The sequence below is a fragment of the Micromonospora sp. NPDC023737 genome (assembly GCF_040639715.1).
Lineage (GTDB): Bacteria > Actinomycetota > Actinomycetes > Mycobacteriales > Micromonosporaceae > Micromonospora.
The window spans coordinates 585,458-603,602 of record NZ_JBFAAL010000002.1 but is presented as its reverse complement, the minus strand read 5'-3'; the positions used below and the strand labels follow the sequence as shown (position 1 = coordinate 603,602).

The window sequence follows — 18,145 nt, the reverse complement described above, 5'->3', positions numbered from 1 at the left end:
GTCTCTACCCCCGGGCCCGCTCGCGCCGATCACCCGACGAGGATGAAACCGGACAAGCAGGGCGATGACGACGTACCGGCGTGCCGCGGCCGAACGGATCGCCCAGGAAAAGTGCGGCGGATCGGGATTGGCGATCAGTGAGCCGAGGGAATACCGGGTGACGAAGGAGGAGCCATGTCGCCCACGCAGATAATCGTCATCGTCATCGCCGTACTGGTGGTCGTGGCGGTGGCCGTCGCCGCCCGGTCACTGGCCCGCCGCCGCTCGCTGCGGATCGGCCCGGAGTACGACCGGATGGTCGCCGAACGGGACAGTCGCGCCGCCGCCGAGCGGGAACTGCGGGAGCGCGAACGCCGGCACTCGGAGCTGTCGCTCACCCCGCTCTCTCCGGATTCCCGGGCCCGGTACGCCGCCGCCTGGGAGGAACTCCAGGCCCGCTTCATCGACTCCCCGGCCGATACCGTCGGGGAGGCGGACGAACTGGTCACCCGGCTGATCGCCGAGCGCGGGTACCCCACAGGTGACTTCTCCAACCAGATCGCCCATCTCTCCGTCGAGCACGCTCGCACGCTGACCCACTACCGCGACGCGCACGAGATCCACCTGCGTAACACCCGGGGCGAGGCCGGTACCGAGGAGCTGCGGCAGGCCGTCGTGCACTACCGCGCGCTCTTCGCCGACCTGCTCGGCGAGGAGCCGGTGCGCCCCCGGCTACCGGAACAGCGCCGACCGGAGGAAGCGCACCCCGAGCCGCGTGAGCAGGAGGCCCAGCTGGAGCCGCGTGAGCCGCAGGAAGACCACCTGGAGCCGCGCGAGCCGGAGGGCAGGGACCCGGGCGGGCACCGGCTGGAGCAGTCCCACGACGCCACCAACCGTTGAGGAGGCACCGCGATGCGCCAGGACAAGCAGCAGGTGAGCAACGACCGCACCGAGGCCGTCCGGTCCACCCCGGTACCCGTGTCGCCCGACAGCGGCCGGACGGAGGTGCCGGAGGACGCGCTGGACGACCGGGGCACCTTCGACGACCCGTCGGTCGCCGGTGACGGCCACCGGACCGGGCGCACCGACGCCGACGACGACACCCGCGTCGCCCGCACCGCGGAACGAGACGCCGGTGAGGGCGGCTTCCACGAGCCGGGGCCGGTGCCGACCGCGTTCGGCGCCCCCACGGTGGCCGGCGCGGTCGCCGCGTCGGCGCTGGCCAGCCCACGGCCGGAGGACGAGCCGGACGCCCGGGAGGAGCAGACGGCCCGCCCGGGCGACGGTGCCGAGGAGGGCGACCGTGAGGGTCTGCGGGCCGATCCGACCGCCGAACTGCACCGCCGCGGCACCACTGTCACCGCTGCGGCCGCCGCGCCCGGAGCTGTCCGGACGGACCCGTCGGCGGCCGGAGTTGCGGGCCCGGCCACTGCCGGTCAACCCGGCACCCTCACCTCGGCGGGAACCGCCCGACCGGCTGGCTCCACCGTGGCGGCCGAGCCGGCGAGCCTCTTCGACTCGCTGACGGCCCAGGGGTTCCGCGACCGCTGGCGGGACGTCCAACTGCGCTTCGTGGACGACCCCCGGGCGGCGGCCGGCGACGCCGAGGCGCTCGTCGAGGAGGCCATCGAGGCACTCTCGGCGGCGCTGGCGGCGCAGAAGAGCACCCTCGGCGGCTGGCAGGAGGCCAGCTCCGCGGACACGGAGGAACTGCGGATGGCGGTCCGCCGGTACCGGGACTTCCTGGACCGCGTGCTCGGTCGCTGACCGGTCCCGCAGCGCGCCCCGGCCACCGGCCGGGGCGCGCTCGCGTCCCGGTCCGTCCAGAGTGGGCGATGGGTCGTCCGCCGCAGGCGTGGATCTCGGCGAGCTCGGGTACTAGGGCGCCCGCGAGACACGACTGGCGGACGAGAGGTGACGTGGATGGACGGCGGCGGACTTCGGCTCGACATGAATGCCCTGGACTACGTCCTGCTCGGGCTCTACTTCGTCACGGTGCTCGGTGTCGGCTTCGCCGCCCGCCGCGCGATCCGCACGAGCGTCGACTTCTTCCTCTCCGGCCGCTCGTTGCCCGCCTGGGTGACCGGCCTGGCCTTCGTCTCCGCCAACCTGGGGGCGCTGGAAATCATCGGAATGGCCGCGAACGGCGCCCAGTACGGTGTGATGACGGTCCACTACTACTGGATCGGCGCCGTGCCGGCGATGGTCTTCCTGGGCATCGTGATGATGCCCTTCTACTACGGCTCCAAGGTCCGCAGCGTGCCGGAGTACCTGCGGCTACGGTTCAACCGCCCGACCCACCTGCTGAACGCGATCAGCTTCGCGGTCGCCCAGGTGCTCATCGCCGGGGTGAACCTCTACGCGCTGGCGCTGGTCATGCAGGCGCTGCTCGGTTGGCCGCTCTGGGTGGCCATCATCGTGGGCGCGGCGATCGTGCTGGCGTACATCACCATCGGCGGCCTCTCCGGCGCGATCTACAACGAGGTGCTCCAGTTCTTCGTGATCCTGGCCGGTCTGATCCCGGTCACCGTGATCGGCCTGGTGAAGGTGGGCGGCGTCTCGGGGCTGATGGACGCGGTCCGCGACTCGAAGCTCGGCGAGGCGGGCCTGCACGCCTGGCAGGACACCGGCACGACGGCCAACCCACTCGGGGCGCACTGGCTCGGCATCGTCTTCGGCCTGGGCTTCGTGCTCTCGTTCGGCTACTGGACGACCAACTTCGCCGAGGTGCAGCGGGCCCTGTCGGCGAAGAACATGAGCGCGGCCCGGCGTACTCCGATCATCGCCGCGTACCCGAAGCTGCTCATCCCGGTCGTCACCGTCATCCCCGGCCTGATCGCCCTGGTGACCGTCAAGGGTCTGGGCGCGCCGAGCGGTGACCTCCAGTACAACAACGCGATCCCGCTGTTGATGCGGGACCTGCTCCCCAACGGCGTGCTGGGAGTGGCCGTCACCGGCCTGCTCGCCTCGTTCATGGCCGGCATGGCGGCCAACGTGAGCGGATTCAACACCGTGTTCACCTACGACATCTGGCAGGCGTACGTCCGTCGCGATCGGCCGGACGACTACTACCTGCGGATCGGCCGGTACGCCACGGTCGCGGCTGTGGTGATCGGCATCGGCACCGCGTTCATCGCCGCCGGCTTCAGCAACATCATGAACTACATCCAGGCGTTGTTCTCGCTGTTCAACGCCCCGCTGTTCGCCACCTTCATCATCGGCATGTTCTGGAAGCGGATGAGCGCGCTGGCCGGGTTCTGGTCGCTGCTGCTCGGCACGCTGGCGGCGCTCGCCACCTACCTGCTCTACAAGAGCGGCATGATCCACTTCAACTCCGATCTGGAGGAGAGCTTCTGGGGTGCCGGCATCGCGTTCGTCACGGTGGCCGTGGTCGCCGTGATCCTCACCCCGCTGACCGCACCGAAACGTGACGAGGATCTGCGCGGGCTGGTCTACGGCACCGGCGGCATCGACCTGAAGGCCGGCGTGCTGGCCGGGGATGCCGCCTGGTACCGCTCCCCGGTGCTGCTCGGCGTGATCGCGCTCGCGCTCGCCGTCGTCCTCTACATCCCGGTCTTCTAGGAAAGGTGTTCGCGAGATGGACAACCACAGCGAGCCGGCCCGCGATCCGCTGGTCGACGGGGCCGAAGCGGACGAGCGCCGCTCGGCCGCGGCGCGCCTGTTCGACATCCGCCGGGTGATCGGTGGCCTCTTCGCGGTGTACGGGATCGTCGTCACCCTGACGGGGGTCTTCGACAGCCAGGCCGAGATCGACAAGGCGCAGGGTGTTCGGATCAACCTCTGGGCCGGACTCGCGATGCTCGCGTTCGGCCTGCTCATGCTCTTCTGGCAGTGGGTCCGCCCCGCCGAGCCGCCCGCCACCGAGCCGGACCGGGCGATCGGTCAGCCGGACGACGCGGGGTCCGCCCACCCGGAAGGTTCCTGAGCCGGCGCGAACACCCCGCCGCACCCCAGGCATGACAGGCCACCCACGGGGTACGCGATCGGATCAGGAAACGTTCGGGAGGGGCCACGGGACAGGAGGGCAGCAGCATGAGCGATCGTGACCGCCAACCGCCGCTGGAGGAGAGCCCGGAGATGGCCGCGGCGGCGGACGACGACAGCACCGTCCCGCAGCTCCGGACGGGAGGCGGGGGCGACCGGGACAATCCGGCCTTCGCCCAGCCGGGCGACCCCACGGACCAGGGTGCGCCGACCGAAGATCTGATCGGTGATCCGTACGCGGCGGGCACCGGAGCCACCGGCACCGGCACCGGCGCGGGGGGAGACAACATCCGCACCGGGGTTGAACAGCCGTGGGATCCGGAGGACCTGGTGATGGCCCGGGGGCAGGACCTCACGCCGGAGAACCTCGAACGTGCCCGCCGGGACCTCGACGAGCTGGGCCAGGCCGCCGTGGAGCGCACCGTGCCCTGACCCGTCGGCCGCCCAGGCCCCCACCTGACCGTAGGACCGGTCGGGTGGGGGCCTCTTCGTGTGCCGTCCCCGCCCCCTGAGCTGATAGTCCGCCCCGAACTCCTCGTCGTGGTGACCTCGCATGCCGGACACGGCGCTAGCAAGGAGCCCTAGGGGGACTGGCAGGGCAGAAAGCCGCGTAACACTCGGTTAGGGCGTACACCCTATGTACGTAGGAACACGAATCTTTCCCTTGATAAGTCATGAAACGGTCTAACGTCGGTCTTAGCTCGGGCGCAGCCGAGTTCAGGACAACAGGGATGGAGTGACGCAGGTCATGGCTAAGAAGATGCTCGGGAAGGTCGTCGCGGGCGCCGCCCTCGGTGGGGCGTCCCTCCTCGTGTTCACCCCCGGGATCGCGCTCGCGGACGGGCACCACGACGGCAAGGACCGGGACGGCAAGGTCCTGGCCAAGCCCCACGTCGTGAAGGCCGGCGAAACGGTCAAGCTTCTCGAGATCTGCTCCGAGAAGCAGGAGCACGCCTTCGTGTGGTCGAAGGTCACCGGCAAGGTCGACCTCAAGCCCGTGAAGAAGGACGACCGCGGCGAGGACCGCGGCGACTGGGGCCGCGAGGACGACAAGGGCAAGGACGAGCACGGCAAGGACGAGCACGGCAAGGACGAGCACGGCAAGGACCAAAACGGCAAGGACGAGCACGGCAAGGACCAAAACGGCAAGGACGAGCACGGCAAGGACGAGCACGGCAAGGACCAAAACGGCAAGGACGAGCACGGCAAGGACGACAAGGGCCGCGAGGACTCGGGCCGTGAGCAGGAAGGCCGCTACGACAACGGCGGCGACTACGAGAACGGCCGTTCGGGCGGCCAGGGTGCCGGCGCCGCGGACTCCGCCGACGACCACAAGAAGGAAGAGGACCGCAAGAAGGAAGAGGACCGCAAGAAGGAGGAAGACCGCAAGAAGGAAGAGGACCGCAAGCACGAGGACAACAAGGACAAGGACTGGAACGGCTACGAAACCGGCCAGGACGCCGAGGGCCGTGGGGACTACGGCGACAACGGCGACAAGAAGGACCACGAGAACGGCGACAAGAAGGACCACGAGAACGGCTGGAACGGCGAGAAGTCGGGCGACTACGGCCGCGAGGACAGCCGCAAGGGCGAGGAGTCGCGCGACTACGGCCGCGAGGACAGCTGGGAGCACAAGCGTGACTTCGTCTACTACGGCGAGGCCAAGGTCGACAAGGACGCCAAGCCGGGCCACTACGAGCTGAAGGGCTCCTGCGGCGAGGGCAAGTTGATCGTCCTGCCGCGCGGCGGGGTCGACGGCGGTGACGGCGGCATGACCGGCGGCACCGACATGAACCTGGCCGCGGGTGGCGCCAGCCTCCTCGGCGCTGCCGCCCTGGGCGGGATCGTGCTGATGCGTCGTCGGCGGACCGATGAGTCGGTCGCCTGACGCGACGGCGACACGGGCCGGCGGCCGTCACGGGAAACCGTGGCGTGCCGCCGGCACCGCCGTTGTCGCCCTGCTCGCAGTGGTCGGCGCGGGCATGATCGGTGCCGCCCTGAAGACCACGCCCGCGCCCCGTCCGCCCCAGCCCCAGGCCCAGGCCCAGACCGCCCCCGAGTCCAGCCTGTTCGCCGAGGCGGACCAGCCGGCTGAGGGGGACCAGTCGGCGCAGGCAGGGGACGCGCCGCCGACCGGGCTTCCACGCGCCACGCCCACCACCATCGAGATCCCCCGGATCGGGGTGGACGCGAAGATCATGTCGCTCGGGACAAACCCCGACGGGACGGTCGAGGTGCCGCCACTGGACCAGGCCGAACTGGCGGGCTGGTACGAGCCGGGACCGAGCCCCGGCGAGGTCGGCAACGCCGTGATCGTCGGCCACGTGGACTCGGCCAAGATCGGCCCCGCGGTCTTCTTCGACCTGGGGGCCCTGCAACCCGGTGACACCGTCACGGTGAACCGGTCGGACGGCAAGCCGGCCACCTTCCGGGTCGACTCGGTCAAGTCGTACCCGAAGGACGAGTTCCCCACCGAGTTGGTCTACGGGCCGAGCGAGGAACCCGGCTTGCGGGTGGTCACCTGCGGTGGCCAGTTCGACGAGACGGCACGCAGCTACCTGAACAACGTGATCGTCTTTGCCAGCCTGATCACCTGAGAAGGCGGCGCGGTCCGGCGAGTCGGGATGTCCCGACCCGCCGGACCGCGTCCGGCATCGGTCAGGCCGCGGCGGAGGTCCGCACCAGGGTGCGGATCTGACGCAGCAGCACCGACAACGCGGCGAGATCCGCCCGGGACTCGTCGAACTCGCCCATCGCCCGCCGGGTCCGGTGGATCGAGGTCGAGTTCGACTTCTCCCACCGTTGGACCCGTTCCTGCGGCGACATGTCGTCGGGCGTGGAGTCGAGCACCTCCGCGGTGAGCGCGGCCAGCGCGGCGTACAGGTCGTAGCGCAGCGCCATCCGGGCGAGCGTCTGCCACCGGTCCTCGCGCGGCAGCAGGGAGATCTTCGACAGCAGCGCGTCGACCCGGAAGAGGTCGGAGAGCACGAAGTAGACCGGTGCCACCTCGCCGACGTCCCGTCCCCGGTTCGCCGCCGTCTCCACCACGTCCAGCAGGCCGAAGCTGTACATCAGCCGGGTCGCCTGCTCGGCGAGTTCGCGCGGCAGACCCCGCTCGGTCATCGAGTCGATGTGGGCCGTGATGGCCTCCCGCTCGCTGCCGTAGAAGAGGTCCTCGAGCCCGGGCAGCAGCCGGGCCACACCGTCGCGAAGCCGGCTGATCTCTGCCGGCACGTCGATCGGCGAGCGACGGTTGGTCACCAACCACCGGACCGCCCGATCGAGCAACCGGCGGGTGTCCAGGTAGACGCTGGTCTGCAGCTCCGGCGAGATCCTGTTGTCCAGGGCCTCGACCGCGTCCCACAGCTCACGCAGCCCGAACACCTCGCGGACCACCACGTACGCCCGGATCACGTCGGCCGGGGAGGCCGCCGTCTCCTCCATCACCCGGAACACGAACGAGATGCCGCCCCGGTTGATCGACTCGTTCACCAGCACCGTGGTGACGATCTCCCGGCGGAGCCGGTGCCGGGCCATCCGGTCGGCGAAACGCTCCCGCATCGGAGTCGGGAAGTAGTTGACCAGGACATCGGTCGTCCACTCCTCGTCGGCCAGCCCATCGGCCAGGATGTCCCGTTCAAGGACGATCTTGACGTACGCGAGCAGCACCGCGAACTCCGGCGCGGTCAGCCCGGACTCGACCCGGACCGCGAGTTCCTCGTCCGGCGGCAGCGCCTCGAGCGCCCGGTCGAGCCCGCCGGAGCGCTCCAGCTCGTTGATCATCCGTCGGTGCACCGGGAGCAGCGACGCGGCCTGCGCCTGAGCGTTGTTGATCGCCCGGGCCTGGTCGTAGTTGTCCCGCAGCACCAGCTCGCTGACCTCGTCGGTCATCCCGGCGAGCAGCTCGTCCCGCTCCGCCGTGGTGAGTTCACCGTCGGCGACCGCGGTGTTGAGCAGGATCTTGATGTTCACCTCGTGGTCGGAGGTGTCCACCCCGGCCGCGTTGTCGATGAAGTCGGTGTAGATGCGACCGCCGGTCAGGGCGTACTCGATCCGGCCGAGCTGGGTGAAGCCCAGGTTGCCACCCTCACCGACGACCCGGCAGCGCAGGCTCTTGCCGTCGACCCGGATCGCGTCGTTGGACTTGTCGCCCACCTCCGCGTCCGTCTGGCTGGACGCCTTGACGTAGGTGCCGATACCGCCGTTCCACAGCAGGTCCACCGGCGCGGTCAGGATCGCCTTCATGAGCTCCTGCGGCGAGATCTGGTCCACGTCGTCGTCCAGGCCGAGCCGGGCCCGGACCTGCGGCGAGACCGGGATGGACTTGGCAGTACGCGGGTAGATGCCGCCGCCGGCCGAGATCAGCTCCGGGTTGTAGTCCTCCCACGACGACCGGGGCATCTCGAACAGCCGCTTCCGCTCGGCGTACGAGGTGGCCGCGTCCGGATCGGGGTCGAGGATGATGTGCCGGTGGTCGAAGGCGGCCACCAACCGGATGTGCTCGGAGAGCAGCATCCCGTTACCGAACACGTCGCCCGACATGTCGCCGACGCCGACCACTGTGAAGTCCTCGGTCTGGGTGTCGTGCCCCAGCTCCCGGAAGTGCCGCTTGACGGACTCCCAGGCGCCACGGGCGGTGATGCCCATCTTCTTGTGGTCGTACCCGGCGGAGCCGCCGGAGGCGAACGCGTCGCCGAGCCAGAAGTTGTGCGCCGTGGAGACCTCGTTGGCGATGTCGGAGAAGGTGGCGGTGCCCTTGTCCGCCGCGACCACCATGTACGGGTCGTCGCCGTCGTGCCGGACGACGTCCTCCGGCGGCACGATCTGCCCGCCGACGATGTTGTCCGTCACGTCGAGCAGCCCGGAGACGAACTTCTTGTAGCAGGCGACCGCCTCGTCCCGGTCCCCCGGCTTCTGCTTGAGCACGAAGCCGCCCTTGGCACCGACCGGCACGATGACGGTGTTCTTCACCATCTGTGCCTTGACCAGGCCCAGCACCTCGGTACGGAAGTCCTCCCGCCGGTCCGACCAGCGCAGACCACCGCGGGCCACCGGCCCGAAGCGGAGGTGGACGCCCTCGAACCGGGGCGAGTACACGAAGATCTCGAACTTCGGCCGGGGCGCCGGCAGGTCCGGGATGGCCTGCGGGTCGAGCTTGAAGGCCACGTACAGCTTGGGCCGCCCGTCGGAGCGCCGCTGGTAGAAGCTGGTACGCAGGGTCGCCTGGATCAGCGTCAGGTACGAGCGCAGGATCCGGTCCTGGTCGAGGCTGGCGACCTCGTCCAGCGCCGTGCGGATGCTCTCCACCAGTTCGGCACTGTTCCGCTGCCGCTGCTCGGTGTCCGTGTCACCGGGCGCGAAGCGGGACTCGAAGAGCTGCACCAGCAGCTCGGCGATCCGCGGGTACGCGATGAACGTCTGCTCCATGTAGTCCTGCGAGAAGACCGTGCCGGCCTGCCGCAGGTACTTCGCGTAGGCCCGGAGCACCACCACCTGCCGCCAGGTCAACCCGGCGCGCAGCACCAGCTCGTTGAAGCGGTCGACCTCGGCCTCGCCCCGCCATGCCGCGGCGAAGGCGTTCTCCACGTGCGGGCGCACCTCGGCCAGTTCCTGGTGCGCCTCGGGCAGCTGCAGCCCGAAGTCGTACAGCCAGATCCGGCCGTCGATCCGGTCCACCTCGTACGGGTGCTCGTCGATCACGCGTACGCCGAGCGAGTGCAGCACCGGCAGCACGGCGGAGAGCATCATCGGCTCGCCGTACCGGTAGACCTTGAACCGTACGTCCATCGGCTCGTCCTGGTCCGCCCCGGTCGCCCGCGCGCCCAGCCGGGGGGCGGACTGCTTGCGGAACAGGTGCATCTCCAGCTGGCCGGGCTCCTCCAGCAGCTCCAGCTTGGCCAGGTCCTTCATCGCCTCGTACGGCGTGTGCCCGTCCTTGTAGCCCTCCGGGAACGCGTCGGCGTACCGGGCGAAGAGATGCTTGGCCTGCTCGTCGCCGAGCTTGCGTTCGAGCACCAGCCGGTAGTCGTCGTCCCAGAGCCGGGTCGCGTCGGCCAGCTCCTCGGCGAGCAGGTCGGCGTCGATGTCGCCGGGCGGGTTCGTCGGGTCGGTACGGACGATGAAGTGCACCCGGGCGAGCATCGACTCGGTGACCCGGGTGGTGTAGTCCACTCCGACACCGTTCAGCTCGCGCAGCAGGATGTCCTGCATGCGCAGCCGGTTCTGCGTGGTGAACCGGTCCCGCGGCAGGTAGATCAAGCACGAGATGAACCGTCCGTACGCGTCCTTGCGCAGGAACACCCGCAGCTGGCGACGCCCGGCCATGCGCAGGACACCGATCACCGCGTGGTAGAGGTCGTCGGTCTTGATCTGGAACAACTCGTCGCGCGGGTAGGTCTCCAGGATCTGGAGCAGGTCCTTGCCGGAGTGGCTGCGCCGGCTGAGGCCGGAGCGTTCCAGCACCTCGGCGACCTTGCGACGCACCACCGGCAGCTCGCGCACGCTGGTGCGGTACGCGGCGGTCGAGAACAGGCCCAGGAAGCGCCGCTCCCCGACGACCTCGCCCGCCTCGTCGAACACCTTGAAGCCGATGTAGTCCAGGTAGGCCGAGCGGTGCACGGTGGCCCGCGAGTTGGCCTTCGTGATGATCAGCAGGCGCTTCTCCAGCACCTTCTCGTGGGCCTCGGGCGTCATCGACGACAGCGCCCGCGCCTCCGGCGCGTCCTGCCGCAGGATGCCGAGCCCGGTGCCGAGCACCGCTTCCAGCGCCTGGCCACCCTGCGGGGTCTCGACCAACCGGTACTCGCGGTAGCCCAGGAACGTGAAGTGATCGTGGGCGAGCCAACGGAGCAACTCGACCGAGTCCGTGATGTCCTTCTCCGGCACCGGAGGGCGGTTGTCGCTGGTCCGGGCGGCGGCCAACTCGTCGGCGAGCGACAGGGCCCGCTGGCGCATCTTTGGCCAGTCCTCCACCGCCTCACGGACGTCGGTGAGGACCCGCTGCAACTCCCGGCGGATCCGGTCCCGCTCGGCGGCGTCGCGGACCGGATCTATCTCGATCCGCATCCAGCTTTCCACCAGGTCACCGGCGATCGCGTCGTCCGGTTCGACGTCCGCGGCCACCTCGGCCAGCCGGCCCAGCGGCTCCCGGCGCACCACCACCAGCGGGTGGACCAGCAGATGTACGTCGAGGTGGTGCGAGTTGAGCAGCGCCGTCACCGAGTCGACGAGGAAGGGCATGTCGTCGGCGACGATCTCGACAACGGTGTGGTGCTGCTCGGCGTCGGGCTCGTGGATGCGCAGCTTCAGCTCGCCGGGCACCCGCTGCTGCGCGAGGTCCCGGTGCGCGCGGGCCGCGTCGAGCATCTCCTCGGCGGTGAAGCCGATCAGCTCCTCGTCCGGGGCGAACCGCCAGAAACGGCTGACCAGGGTCGCCGCGTCCTGGTCGTCCCCGGCGAGCGCAACGGCCTGAGCCACCAGGCGCTCCGCGTTGGGTACAGGTTCGTCGAGCTCGGCGTCCTCCACGTCCTCGGCCAAGGCCTCCGTCGGCAGGCCGAGTTCGTAGATGGTGTCGATGCTCGACCCGGTCAACCCGGTGACGCCCGTGTCGAGCCGGCCGTAGCCGTCTCCGTCGGTCGCCGAATCGAAGCTGTCGTCGTTCCGGCCATTGTCGTTCGGCCGGAGGTCGGGTTCCGGTTTGATCGCCGGACGCCGGTCCATCGGTGCCACTCCCCTCGACGACCCACCGCATTGTGGGTCACTCTGCCGCCCAGCCTAGGCCCTGCCGGTCCACCCCTTCGCGGGCGGACCACGTGCCGGACGTCCGAATCGGGACTTTGTTCATTCGCCCCTGGCGGGTCCGAGGTTCGCCGCCTGCCGAGTACCCCGTCGCGCGATGTTCATCACACCGGCCCCGCGCCGTCTTTCACCGCGTCGCAGCTCACCCGGGCAGTGGGGACGCCGCTCGCGTACTACGGTGAGGCGACCCGACTGCGGAGGGCCCTGCTACATGCGTCTGTCGTACCCGCGCCATCCTGGCCGCACCCGCCTCAACCGCCATCTCGTCGCTCTCACCGCGGCCCTGCTCGCCGCCGGCACGCTCACCGCGTGCTCGGGCGAGGACGGCCCGGAGCGCACCGTGGAGGCGTTCCTGTCCGGCTGGCGCTCCGGCAACCTCCAGACGGTCGGCTTCGTCGACGCCACCGGCGCCAAGATGCCGGCGGACGAGGTGCTCAAGGAGCTCAAGGAGCTCTCCGGCGAGCTGGCGGCCACGCCGCCGACCTTGCGCCGGCAGGGCGACGTGAAGATCACCGCCGACACCGCCACCGCCGGGTTCCGGATCGAGTGGCCGCTGCCGGGTGACACCCGCTGGGCGTACGACCGCCAGGTGCGGCTGACCCAGGCCGACGACGGCCAGTGGCAGGTGATCTGGGAGCCGCAGGTCGTGCAGGAGCAGCTCACCAGGGGTGACCGGCTCGGGCTGCGACGGGACGCCGGACCGCGCGCCGGCGTGCTGGACGCCGCTGGTCGACCCATCGTGCAGCCGCGTCCGATCGTCCGGGTCGGTGTGCAGCCCAACCAGGTCAGCGACGTGCCGGGGCTCGTCGAGAAGCTCGACGCCGCGTTCCGGGCGATCCGGCCGGCGATCGTGCCGGCCGTCGACCTGTCGGACCTGCCCAAGCGCCTCGCGGAGGCCGACGGCGGCGCGTTCGTCGAGGTGGTGACGCTGCGGGACGAGGCGTACCGACAGATCAAGCCACGCATCTACGACCTGCCCGGCACGAAGTTCCAGTCCGACAAGCTGGACCTCGCGCCCACCCGGGAGTTCGCCCGGGCGCTGCTCGGCTCGGTGGATCCCGCGCAGGCCGACGACCTGACCGCCCACCCCGAGAAGTACCTGCGCGGCGACCTCGTCGGCCACGGCGGGTTGCAGGGCCGGTACGACGATCGGCTGCGTGGCCGGCCCGGCCTCGCGGTGATCATCAAGCGCCCGGGCGAGGACGGCACGCTGGTACCGACCGACACCGAGGTGTTCCACCGCGATCCGCAGCCGGGCCAGCCGTTGAAGACGACGCTCGACGTGGCCGTGCAGAACGCGGCCGACGACGCGCTGCGCGCGGAGAAGCACCGCTCCGCCCTGGTGGCCGTCCGCATCAGCGACGGCGCGGTGCTCGCGGCGGCGAACGGCCCGGGTCCGGCCGGGGAGAACCTCGCCTTCAACGCCCAGGTCCCGCCCGGCTCGACGTTCAAGATGGTCAGTGCCCTCGGCCTGCTGGACCGGGGGGCGGTCAAGCCGGACACGACGGTCGACTGCGACAAGACGTTCACCGTGGACGGCCGGTCGTTCAAGAACTCGGACAACTTCGCGTTGGGCGCGGTGCCCTTCCGCACCGACTTCGCAAAATCCTGCAACACCGCGTTCGCGGCCTTGGCGCCGAAGCTGGGCGGCGACGGCCTGGCCGTCGCCGGCCGTTCGCTCGGCCTGGAGGGGCAGTGGGATCTCGGCGTCGACGCGTTCACCGGCAAGGTGTCGGCGAACGGGTCTCCGGCCGAGCAGGCCGCCGCCGCCTTCGGCCAGGGCACCACGCTGGTCAGCCCACTCGCCATGGCAGCCGCCACCGCGGCTGTCGCGCGAGGCCATTTCGAGCAGCCGAAGTTGCTGCTGGACCCGGCCCCCGCCGAGCCGGCCGCCGCCGGGCAGCCGCTGAAGGCCGAGTCGGCGCAGGCCGTACGGGCCATGATGCGTGAAGTGGTCACCAGCGGCACCGGCAGCACGCTCAAGGACGTGCCGGGGCAGCCGGTGTACGGCAAGACCGGCACCGCCGAGTACGACAACAACCCGGCGCACACCCACGCCTGGTTCGTCGGCTGGCAGGGGGACGTTGCCGTCGCCGTCTTCGTCGAGAAGGGCGGTGCCAGTACCGCCTCCGCCGTGCCGATCGCCGAACGCTTCCTCCGCGCCCTACCGCGCTGACGACCCACCTCGGACCGGCCGATGTCGAGGCCGCCCGCCCGTGATCGACTCGGCTTCAGCGAAGTCGGGGTGTCCAGCCGGATGCCCCGACTTCGCGGTGAACCGAGTCGATCAACCGGCTGTGCAGATCAGGCGGAGTCGGCCGCCGACGCGGGCGGCCCGGGAACGGCCGGCACCGGGCCCCCGGACACCGGGTCGGCCGACACGGGCCCGGGCGACCTGCCCGCCGACGGGGACGTGCCCTGAGCGACCGAAGGCCTCGTCGCGTCGACCGCCGGCCTTCCGTTGCCCCGGCGCGGGGCGGGGGCCGGCGCGTCCGTCGGGCCGGGAAGCAACCGGGGCGGCACGGCTTCCGGAGAAGTCACCGGCGTGAGCCCGGCCACGACGGTGTTCACGATCTCGGCGGCGTACGCGCCGTCGGGGTCGTAGTCGGGATCGAAGACGGTCAGCTCCACGCCCAGGCAGTGCGGGGTGTCCACCAGACCGGCGAGCAGGATCTCCAGTTCCGCGAAGGCGATCCCGCCGGGATCGGGCGCGTCGACCGCCGGCATCACGGCGGGGTCGAGCACGTCCACGTCGATGTGCACCCAGTAGCCGGCACACTCGGCGAGCTGCTCGTGCGCCCACTGGGCGGTCCGCGCGGCGCCCTCGGCGCGCAGCGCCGGCACGGGCCGGGTCAGGATCCCGGCGGCCTGGAGGTCGAGACGGTACTCGTCCTGGGCGCGGATGCCCAGCACCACCACGTCGATGTCTCGGAAGTACGGCCGGCGCCCCTCGATGGCGGCCAGATCGGCCTGTCCCCGGCCGGTGACGAGAGCGAGGTCCTCGCCGGCCGCGGCGCCGACGTACGAGGCGTTTCCGGGGTGCCGGAAGTCCGAGTGACCGTCGACGAAGACCAGCCCGATCCGCCCGCCGACCGCCTCACCGAGGCGGTGCATGGCCAGCGCGGAGCCCAGCAGTACGGAGCAGTCGCCGCCCAGCACCAGGGGGAACTCACTGCGATCGATGATCGCGCCGATCCGGTCGGCGAGCGCCACCGAGTACGCGGAGATCTCCCGGGCGTGGCAGACGCCGTCACCGGGACGCCAGTCACCCGGGTCGTACCGGGGTGGGGTGAGGTGACCGGCGTCCCGCGCCCGCAGCCGGGCCAGCAGGCCCTGGTCGCGTAACGCGCCCGGCGCTTTCGCACAGCCCGGGACCGAGCTGGGCGTGGGCGGGCGCAGGCCCAGGTTCGTCGGTGCGTCGAGGACGGCGATCCGGCGCATCATGGGCTCCCGTCCTCGGCGGTCGGGCGGGCCGGCAGGTGTGCCGGCCCGCACTGGTCTGCTACGTGCTCGGAACCGTTTCGCTGCTCAGAACAGGGCGCTGGCCAGGGCCCGCCGGGCGGAGGCGACCGCCGGGTCGTCCGGACCAGCGATGGTGAAGAGGCCGATCAGGTGCTGGCGTACCTTCTCCCGATCGTCGCCGGCGGTGCGGCGGACCGTGTCCACCAGGCGCTTGTAGGCCTGCTCGGCCAGCCCGCTGAGCACCTCGATGTCGGCGGCGAGCAGCTGCGCGTCGACGTCGTCGGGGTTGGCCGCCGCGGCGAGCGCGCTCTGCGGGTCGGCGCCGGCAACCCGGCGGGCCAGGCCCACCTGGGCCAGGCCGGCCTCGGCGGCGGCGTCCGCCGGGGCGTCCGCCAGGATCTTGCGGTACGCCCGCTCGGCGGCGTCCAGGTCGCCGGCCATCAGGGCGTCGTCGGCCTCGTCGAGGCGTGGGTCGGCCGGCTCGGTGAGGGCCACGCCACCAGCCTTGAGCACCGCCTGGATCCACTGCTTCAGCTGTGCCTCCGGCACCACGCCGGAGAAGGCGTCGACCGGCTGACCGCCGACGACGGCGTAGACCATCGGGATGCCCTGCACCCGGAACATCTGGGCGAGGCGGGGGTTGGCGTCCACGTCGATCTTGGCGAGCACCCAGGCTCCGCCGCCCTCGACCGCGAGCCGTTCCAGCACCGGCGAGAGCTGCTTGCACGGCTCGCACCACTCGGCCCAGAAGTCGATCACCACGGGTGTGTTGAGCGAGCGCTCCAGCACCTCGGACTGGAATGTCGCCTCCGTGACGTCGATGACGGTGACGCCGCCGACGGCGCCACCGGGCGCGCCGGCAGGCGGACCGGCCTGGGCCGGCGTGGAGGTGGGGGCGGGGGCGCGGAGGGCGCTGAGGTCGACCGCGCCGCGAGTGAAGATCGACGAGGTGATCCGTGGGTCGCTCATGGTTATCTAGTTTGGCACGGCCGTCGCCGAACTCAGATCAACCGCGACGGCGACAGTTGCAGTTCTCACCCTGCTCATCCCACCCGTACGGCGTAGACCGCACCGCGCCGCGCGGACGCGCGGCGCGGTGCGGGTGAGAACGTGGTCCGCCGAAGGGTCAGAAGCGGGCGGGTTCGCGGTAGGTGCCCCACTCCGCCCGTAGGGCGTCGCAGATCTCGCCGAGCGTGGCCTCGGCCCGGACCGCGTCGAGCATGGCCGGGATCATGTTCTCCCCGGTCCGGCTGACCTCCACCATCCGGCTCACCGCGGCCTTCACGGCGGCGTCGTCCCGGGCCACCTTCCGCTCGGCCAGCACCCGGCGCTGCTCCAGCTCGACCTCGTGCGAGATGCGCAGGATCTCCAGGTCCTTGGCGACCGTGTTGGTGTGGCAGTTGACCCCGACGATCCGCTTCTCGCCCTTCTCCAGCGCCTGCTGGTAGACGAACGCGGCCTCGGCGATCTGGCTGGTGAACCAGCCGTCCTCGATGCCACGCAGGATGCCGGAGGTCATCGGACCGATCTGGTGCGGACCCTCACCGCCGAGCTGACGGATCCGGGCGAAGATCTCCTCCGCCTCGGCCTCGATCTTGTCGGTGAGCGCCTCGACGTACCAGGAGCCGCCGAGCGGGTCCGCCACGTTGGTCACCCCGGTCTCCTCCATCAGCACCTGCTGGGTACGCAGCGCGATCTCGGCGGACTCGTCGGTCGGCAGCGCGAGGGTCTCGTCCAGCGCGTTGGTGTGCAGCGAGTTCGTGCCGCCGAGCACGGCGGCGAGGGCCTCGACGGCGGTGCGTACCACGTTGTTCACCGGCTGCTGGGCGGTCAGCGACACCCCGGCCGTCTGAGTGTGGAAGCGCAGCCAGAGCGCCTTCTCGCTGGTGGCGCCGTACACGTCGCGCAGCCACCGGGCCCAGATCCGGCGGGCGGCCCGGAACTTGGCGATCTCCTCGAAGAAGTCCACGTGCGAATCGAAGAAGAAACTCAGCCCCGGGGCGAAGACGTTGACGTCCAGCCCACGGGAGAGCCCCAGCTCGACGTAGCCGAAGCCGTCGGCGAGCGTGTACGCCAACTCCTGCGCGGCGGTCGACCCGGCCTCGCGGATGTGGTAGCCGGAGACCGAGAGCGGCTTGTAGCGCGGAATCTCCCGGGCGCAGTACTCCATGAGGTCGCCGATCAGGCGCAGGTGCGGCTCCGGGTCGAAGAGCCACTCCTTCTGCGCGATGTACTCCTTGAAGATGTCGGTCTGCAGGGTGCCGTCCAGCGTGGACAGGTCGGCTCCCTGCCGCTCCGCGGCGACCAGGTACATGCAGAACACCGGCACGGCCGGGCCGGAGATGGTCATCGAGGTGGTGACGCCGGCCAGGTCGATGCCGTCGAAGAGCGTCTGCATGTCGGTGGCGGTGTCGATCGCCACGCCGCAGTGGCCGACCTCGCCGAGCGCCTGCGGGTCGTCCGAGTCGCGGCCCATCAGGGTCGGCATGTCGAAGGCGACCGAGAGGCCACCGCCACCGGCGCCGAGGATCATCTTGTAGCGCTCGTTGGTCTGCCGAGCGTTACCGAAGCCGGCGAACTGGCGGATGGTCCAGGTCCGCCCGCGGTAGCCGGTCGGGTAGAGCCCTCGGGTGTACGGGTACTCGCCCGGCCAGCCGATCCGCTCGAAGCCCGGGTGGTCGGCGCCCTCCGGCGGCCCGTAGACCGGGTCGACGGACATCCCGGAGAGGGTGGTGAAGTCGGCGTCCCGCTTGCGCGCGGCGTCGTACCGGGCCTGCCAGCGGGCCCGACCGGCGGCGATCTCGTCGGCGTTCATGCGCGGGGCTCCTCCTCGAGTCCTGGACTGCACATCGAGTGTAGAACCCCTGCCTGAACGATCGCTAAGGATAGTCGTACCGGCGGG

At 70.7% G+C, this 18,145-nt stretch carries 11 protein-coding genes and 1 pseudogene; 8 read left to right on the top strand and 4 right to left on the bottom strand.

The genetic code is table 11. The features are described 5' to 3' along the window. Window positions 1–174 precede the first annotated feature (174 nt). The 7 genes and pseudogenes from AB0F98_RS08125 (at window position 175) to AB0F98_RS08095 (ending at window position 6,581) form a co-directional block, all read left to right on the top strand. On the top strand, window positions 175–879 hold the full coding sequence (locus AB0F98_RS08125) for a hypothetical protein (RefSeq protein ID WP_357730485.1): 705 nt from the start codon (window positions 175–177) through the stop codon (window positions 877–879). 246 nt (window positions 880–1,125) lie between these two features. Then, window positions 1,126–1,386, top strand: a pseudogene (locus AB0F98_RS08120) (hypothetical protein); the annotation flags it as partial. A gap of 516 nt (window positions 1,387–1,902) precedes the next feature. Beyond that, entirely contained in the window at window positions 1,903–3,561 is a 1,659-nt protein-coding gene (locus AB0F98_RS08115) for a sodium:solute symporter family protein (RefSeq protein WP_357730482.1), read from the top strand. A 16-nt stretch (window positions 3,562–3,577) separates the two neighbouring features. Then, the gene (locus AB0F98_RS08110; protein WP_357730479.1) at window positions 3,578–3,925 is read left to right on the top strand and encodes a hypothetical protein; all 348 of its coding nucleotides are present in this window, start codon (window positions 3,578–3,580) and stop codon (window positions 3,923–3,925) included. A gap of 107 nt (window positions 3,926–4,032) precedes the next feature. Next, window positions 4,033–4,416 carry a hypothetical protein gene (locus AB0F98_RS08105; RefSeq protein ID WP_357730476.1) on the top strand — a complete coding sequence of 128 codons (384 nt, stop codon included), beginning with the start codon at window positions 4,033–4,035 and terminating at the stop codon, window positions 4,414–4,416. Between the two features lie 328 nt (window positions 4,417–4,744). After that, window positions 4,745–5,872: a hypothetical protein gene (locus AB0F98_RS08100; RefSeq protein WP_357730473.1), complete on the top strand. Its 1,128-nt coding sequence runs from the start codon at window positions 4,745–4,747 to the stop codon at window positions 5,870–5,872. Beyond that, complete coding sequence (locus tag AB0F98_RS08095; protein WP_357730470.1) at window positions 5,856–6,581, top strand: class F sortase; 726 nt, start codon at window positions 5,856–5,858, stop codon at window positions 6,579–6,581. The genes AB0F98_RS08100 and AB0F98_RS08095 overlap by 17 nt, the downstream gene beginning before the upstream one ends. Window positions 6,582–6,642: 61 nt before the next feature. Here the strand turns inward: AB0F98_RS08095 and AB0F98_RS08090 are convergent, their stop codons facing one another. After that, window positions 6,643–11,703: an NAD-glutamate dehydrogenase gene (locus AB0F98_RS08090; RefSeq protein ID WP_357730467.1), complete on the bottom strand. Its 5,061-nt coding sequence runs from the start codon at window positions 11,701–11,703 to the stop codon at window positions 6,643–6,645. A 289-nt stretch (window positions 11,704–11,992) separates the two neighbouring features. Here AB0F98_RS08090 and AB0F98_RS08085 point away from each other — a divergent pair, with 289 nt between their 5' ends. Further along, entirely contained in the window at window positions 11,993–13,957 is a 1,965-nt protein-coding gene (locus AB0F98_RS08085; RefSeq protein WP_357730464.1) for a penicillin-binding transpeptidase domain-containing protein, read from the top strand. Window positions 13,958–14,085: 128 nt separating this feature from the next. On the opposite strand, the gene AB0F98_RS08080 is transcribed toward AB0F98_RS08085, so the two are convergent. From AB0F98_RS08080 to AB0F98_RS08070, 3 genes are all read right to left on the bottom strand, one after another. Next, window positions 14,086–15,225, bottom strand: coding sequence for an arginase family protein (locus AB0F98_RS08080; RefSeq protein WP_357730461.1), 1,140 nt, complete (start codon window positions 15,223–15,225; stop codon window positions 14,086–14,088). Between the two features lie 84 nt (window positions 15,226–15,309). Then, window positions 15,310–16,212, bottom strand: a complete 903-nt coding sequence (locus AB0F98_RS08075) for a tetratricopeptide repeat protein (protein WP_076472352.1) — start codon at window positions 16,210–16,212, stop codon at window positions 15,310–15,312. Window positions 16,213–16,369: 157 nt separating this feature from the next. Continuing rightward, the gene (locus AB0F98_RS08070) at window positions 16,370–18,058 is read right to left on the bottom strand and encodes a methylmalonyl-CoA mutase family protein (RefSeq protein WP_357730458.1); all 1,689 of its coding nucleotides are present in this window, start codon (window positions 18,056–18,058) and stop codon (window positions 16,370–16,372) included. Between the last annotated feature and the right edge of the window lie 87 nt (window positions 18,059–18,145).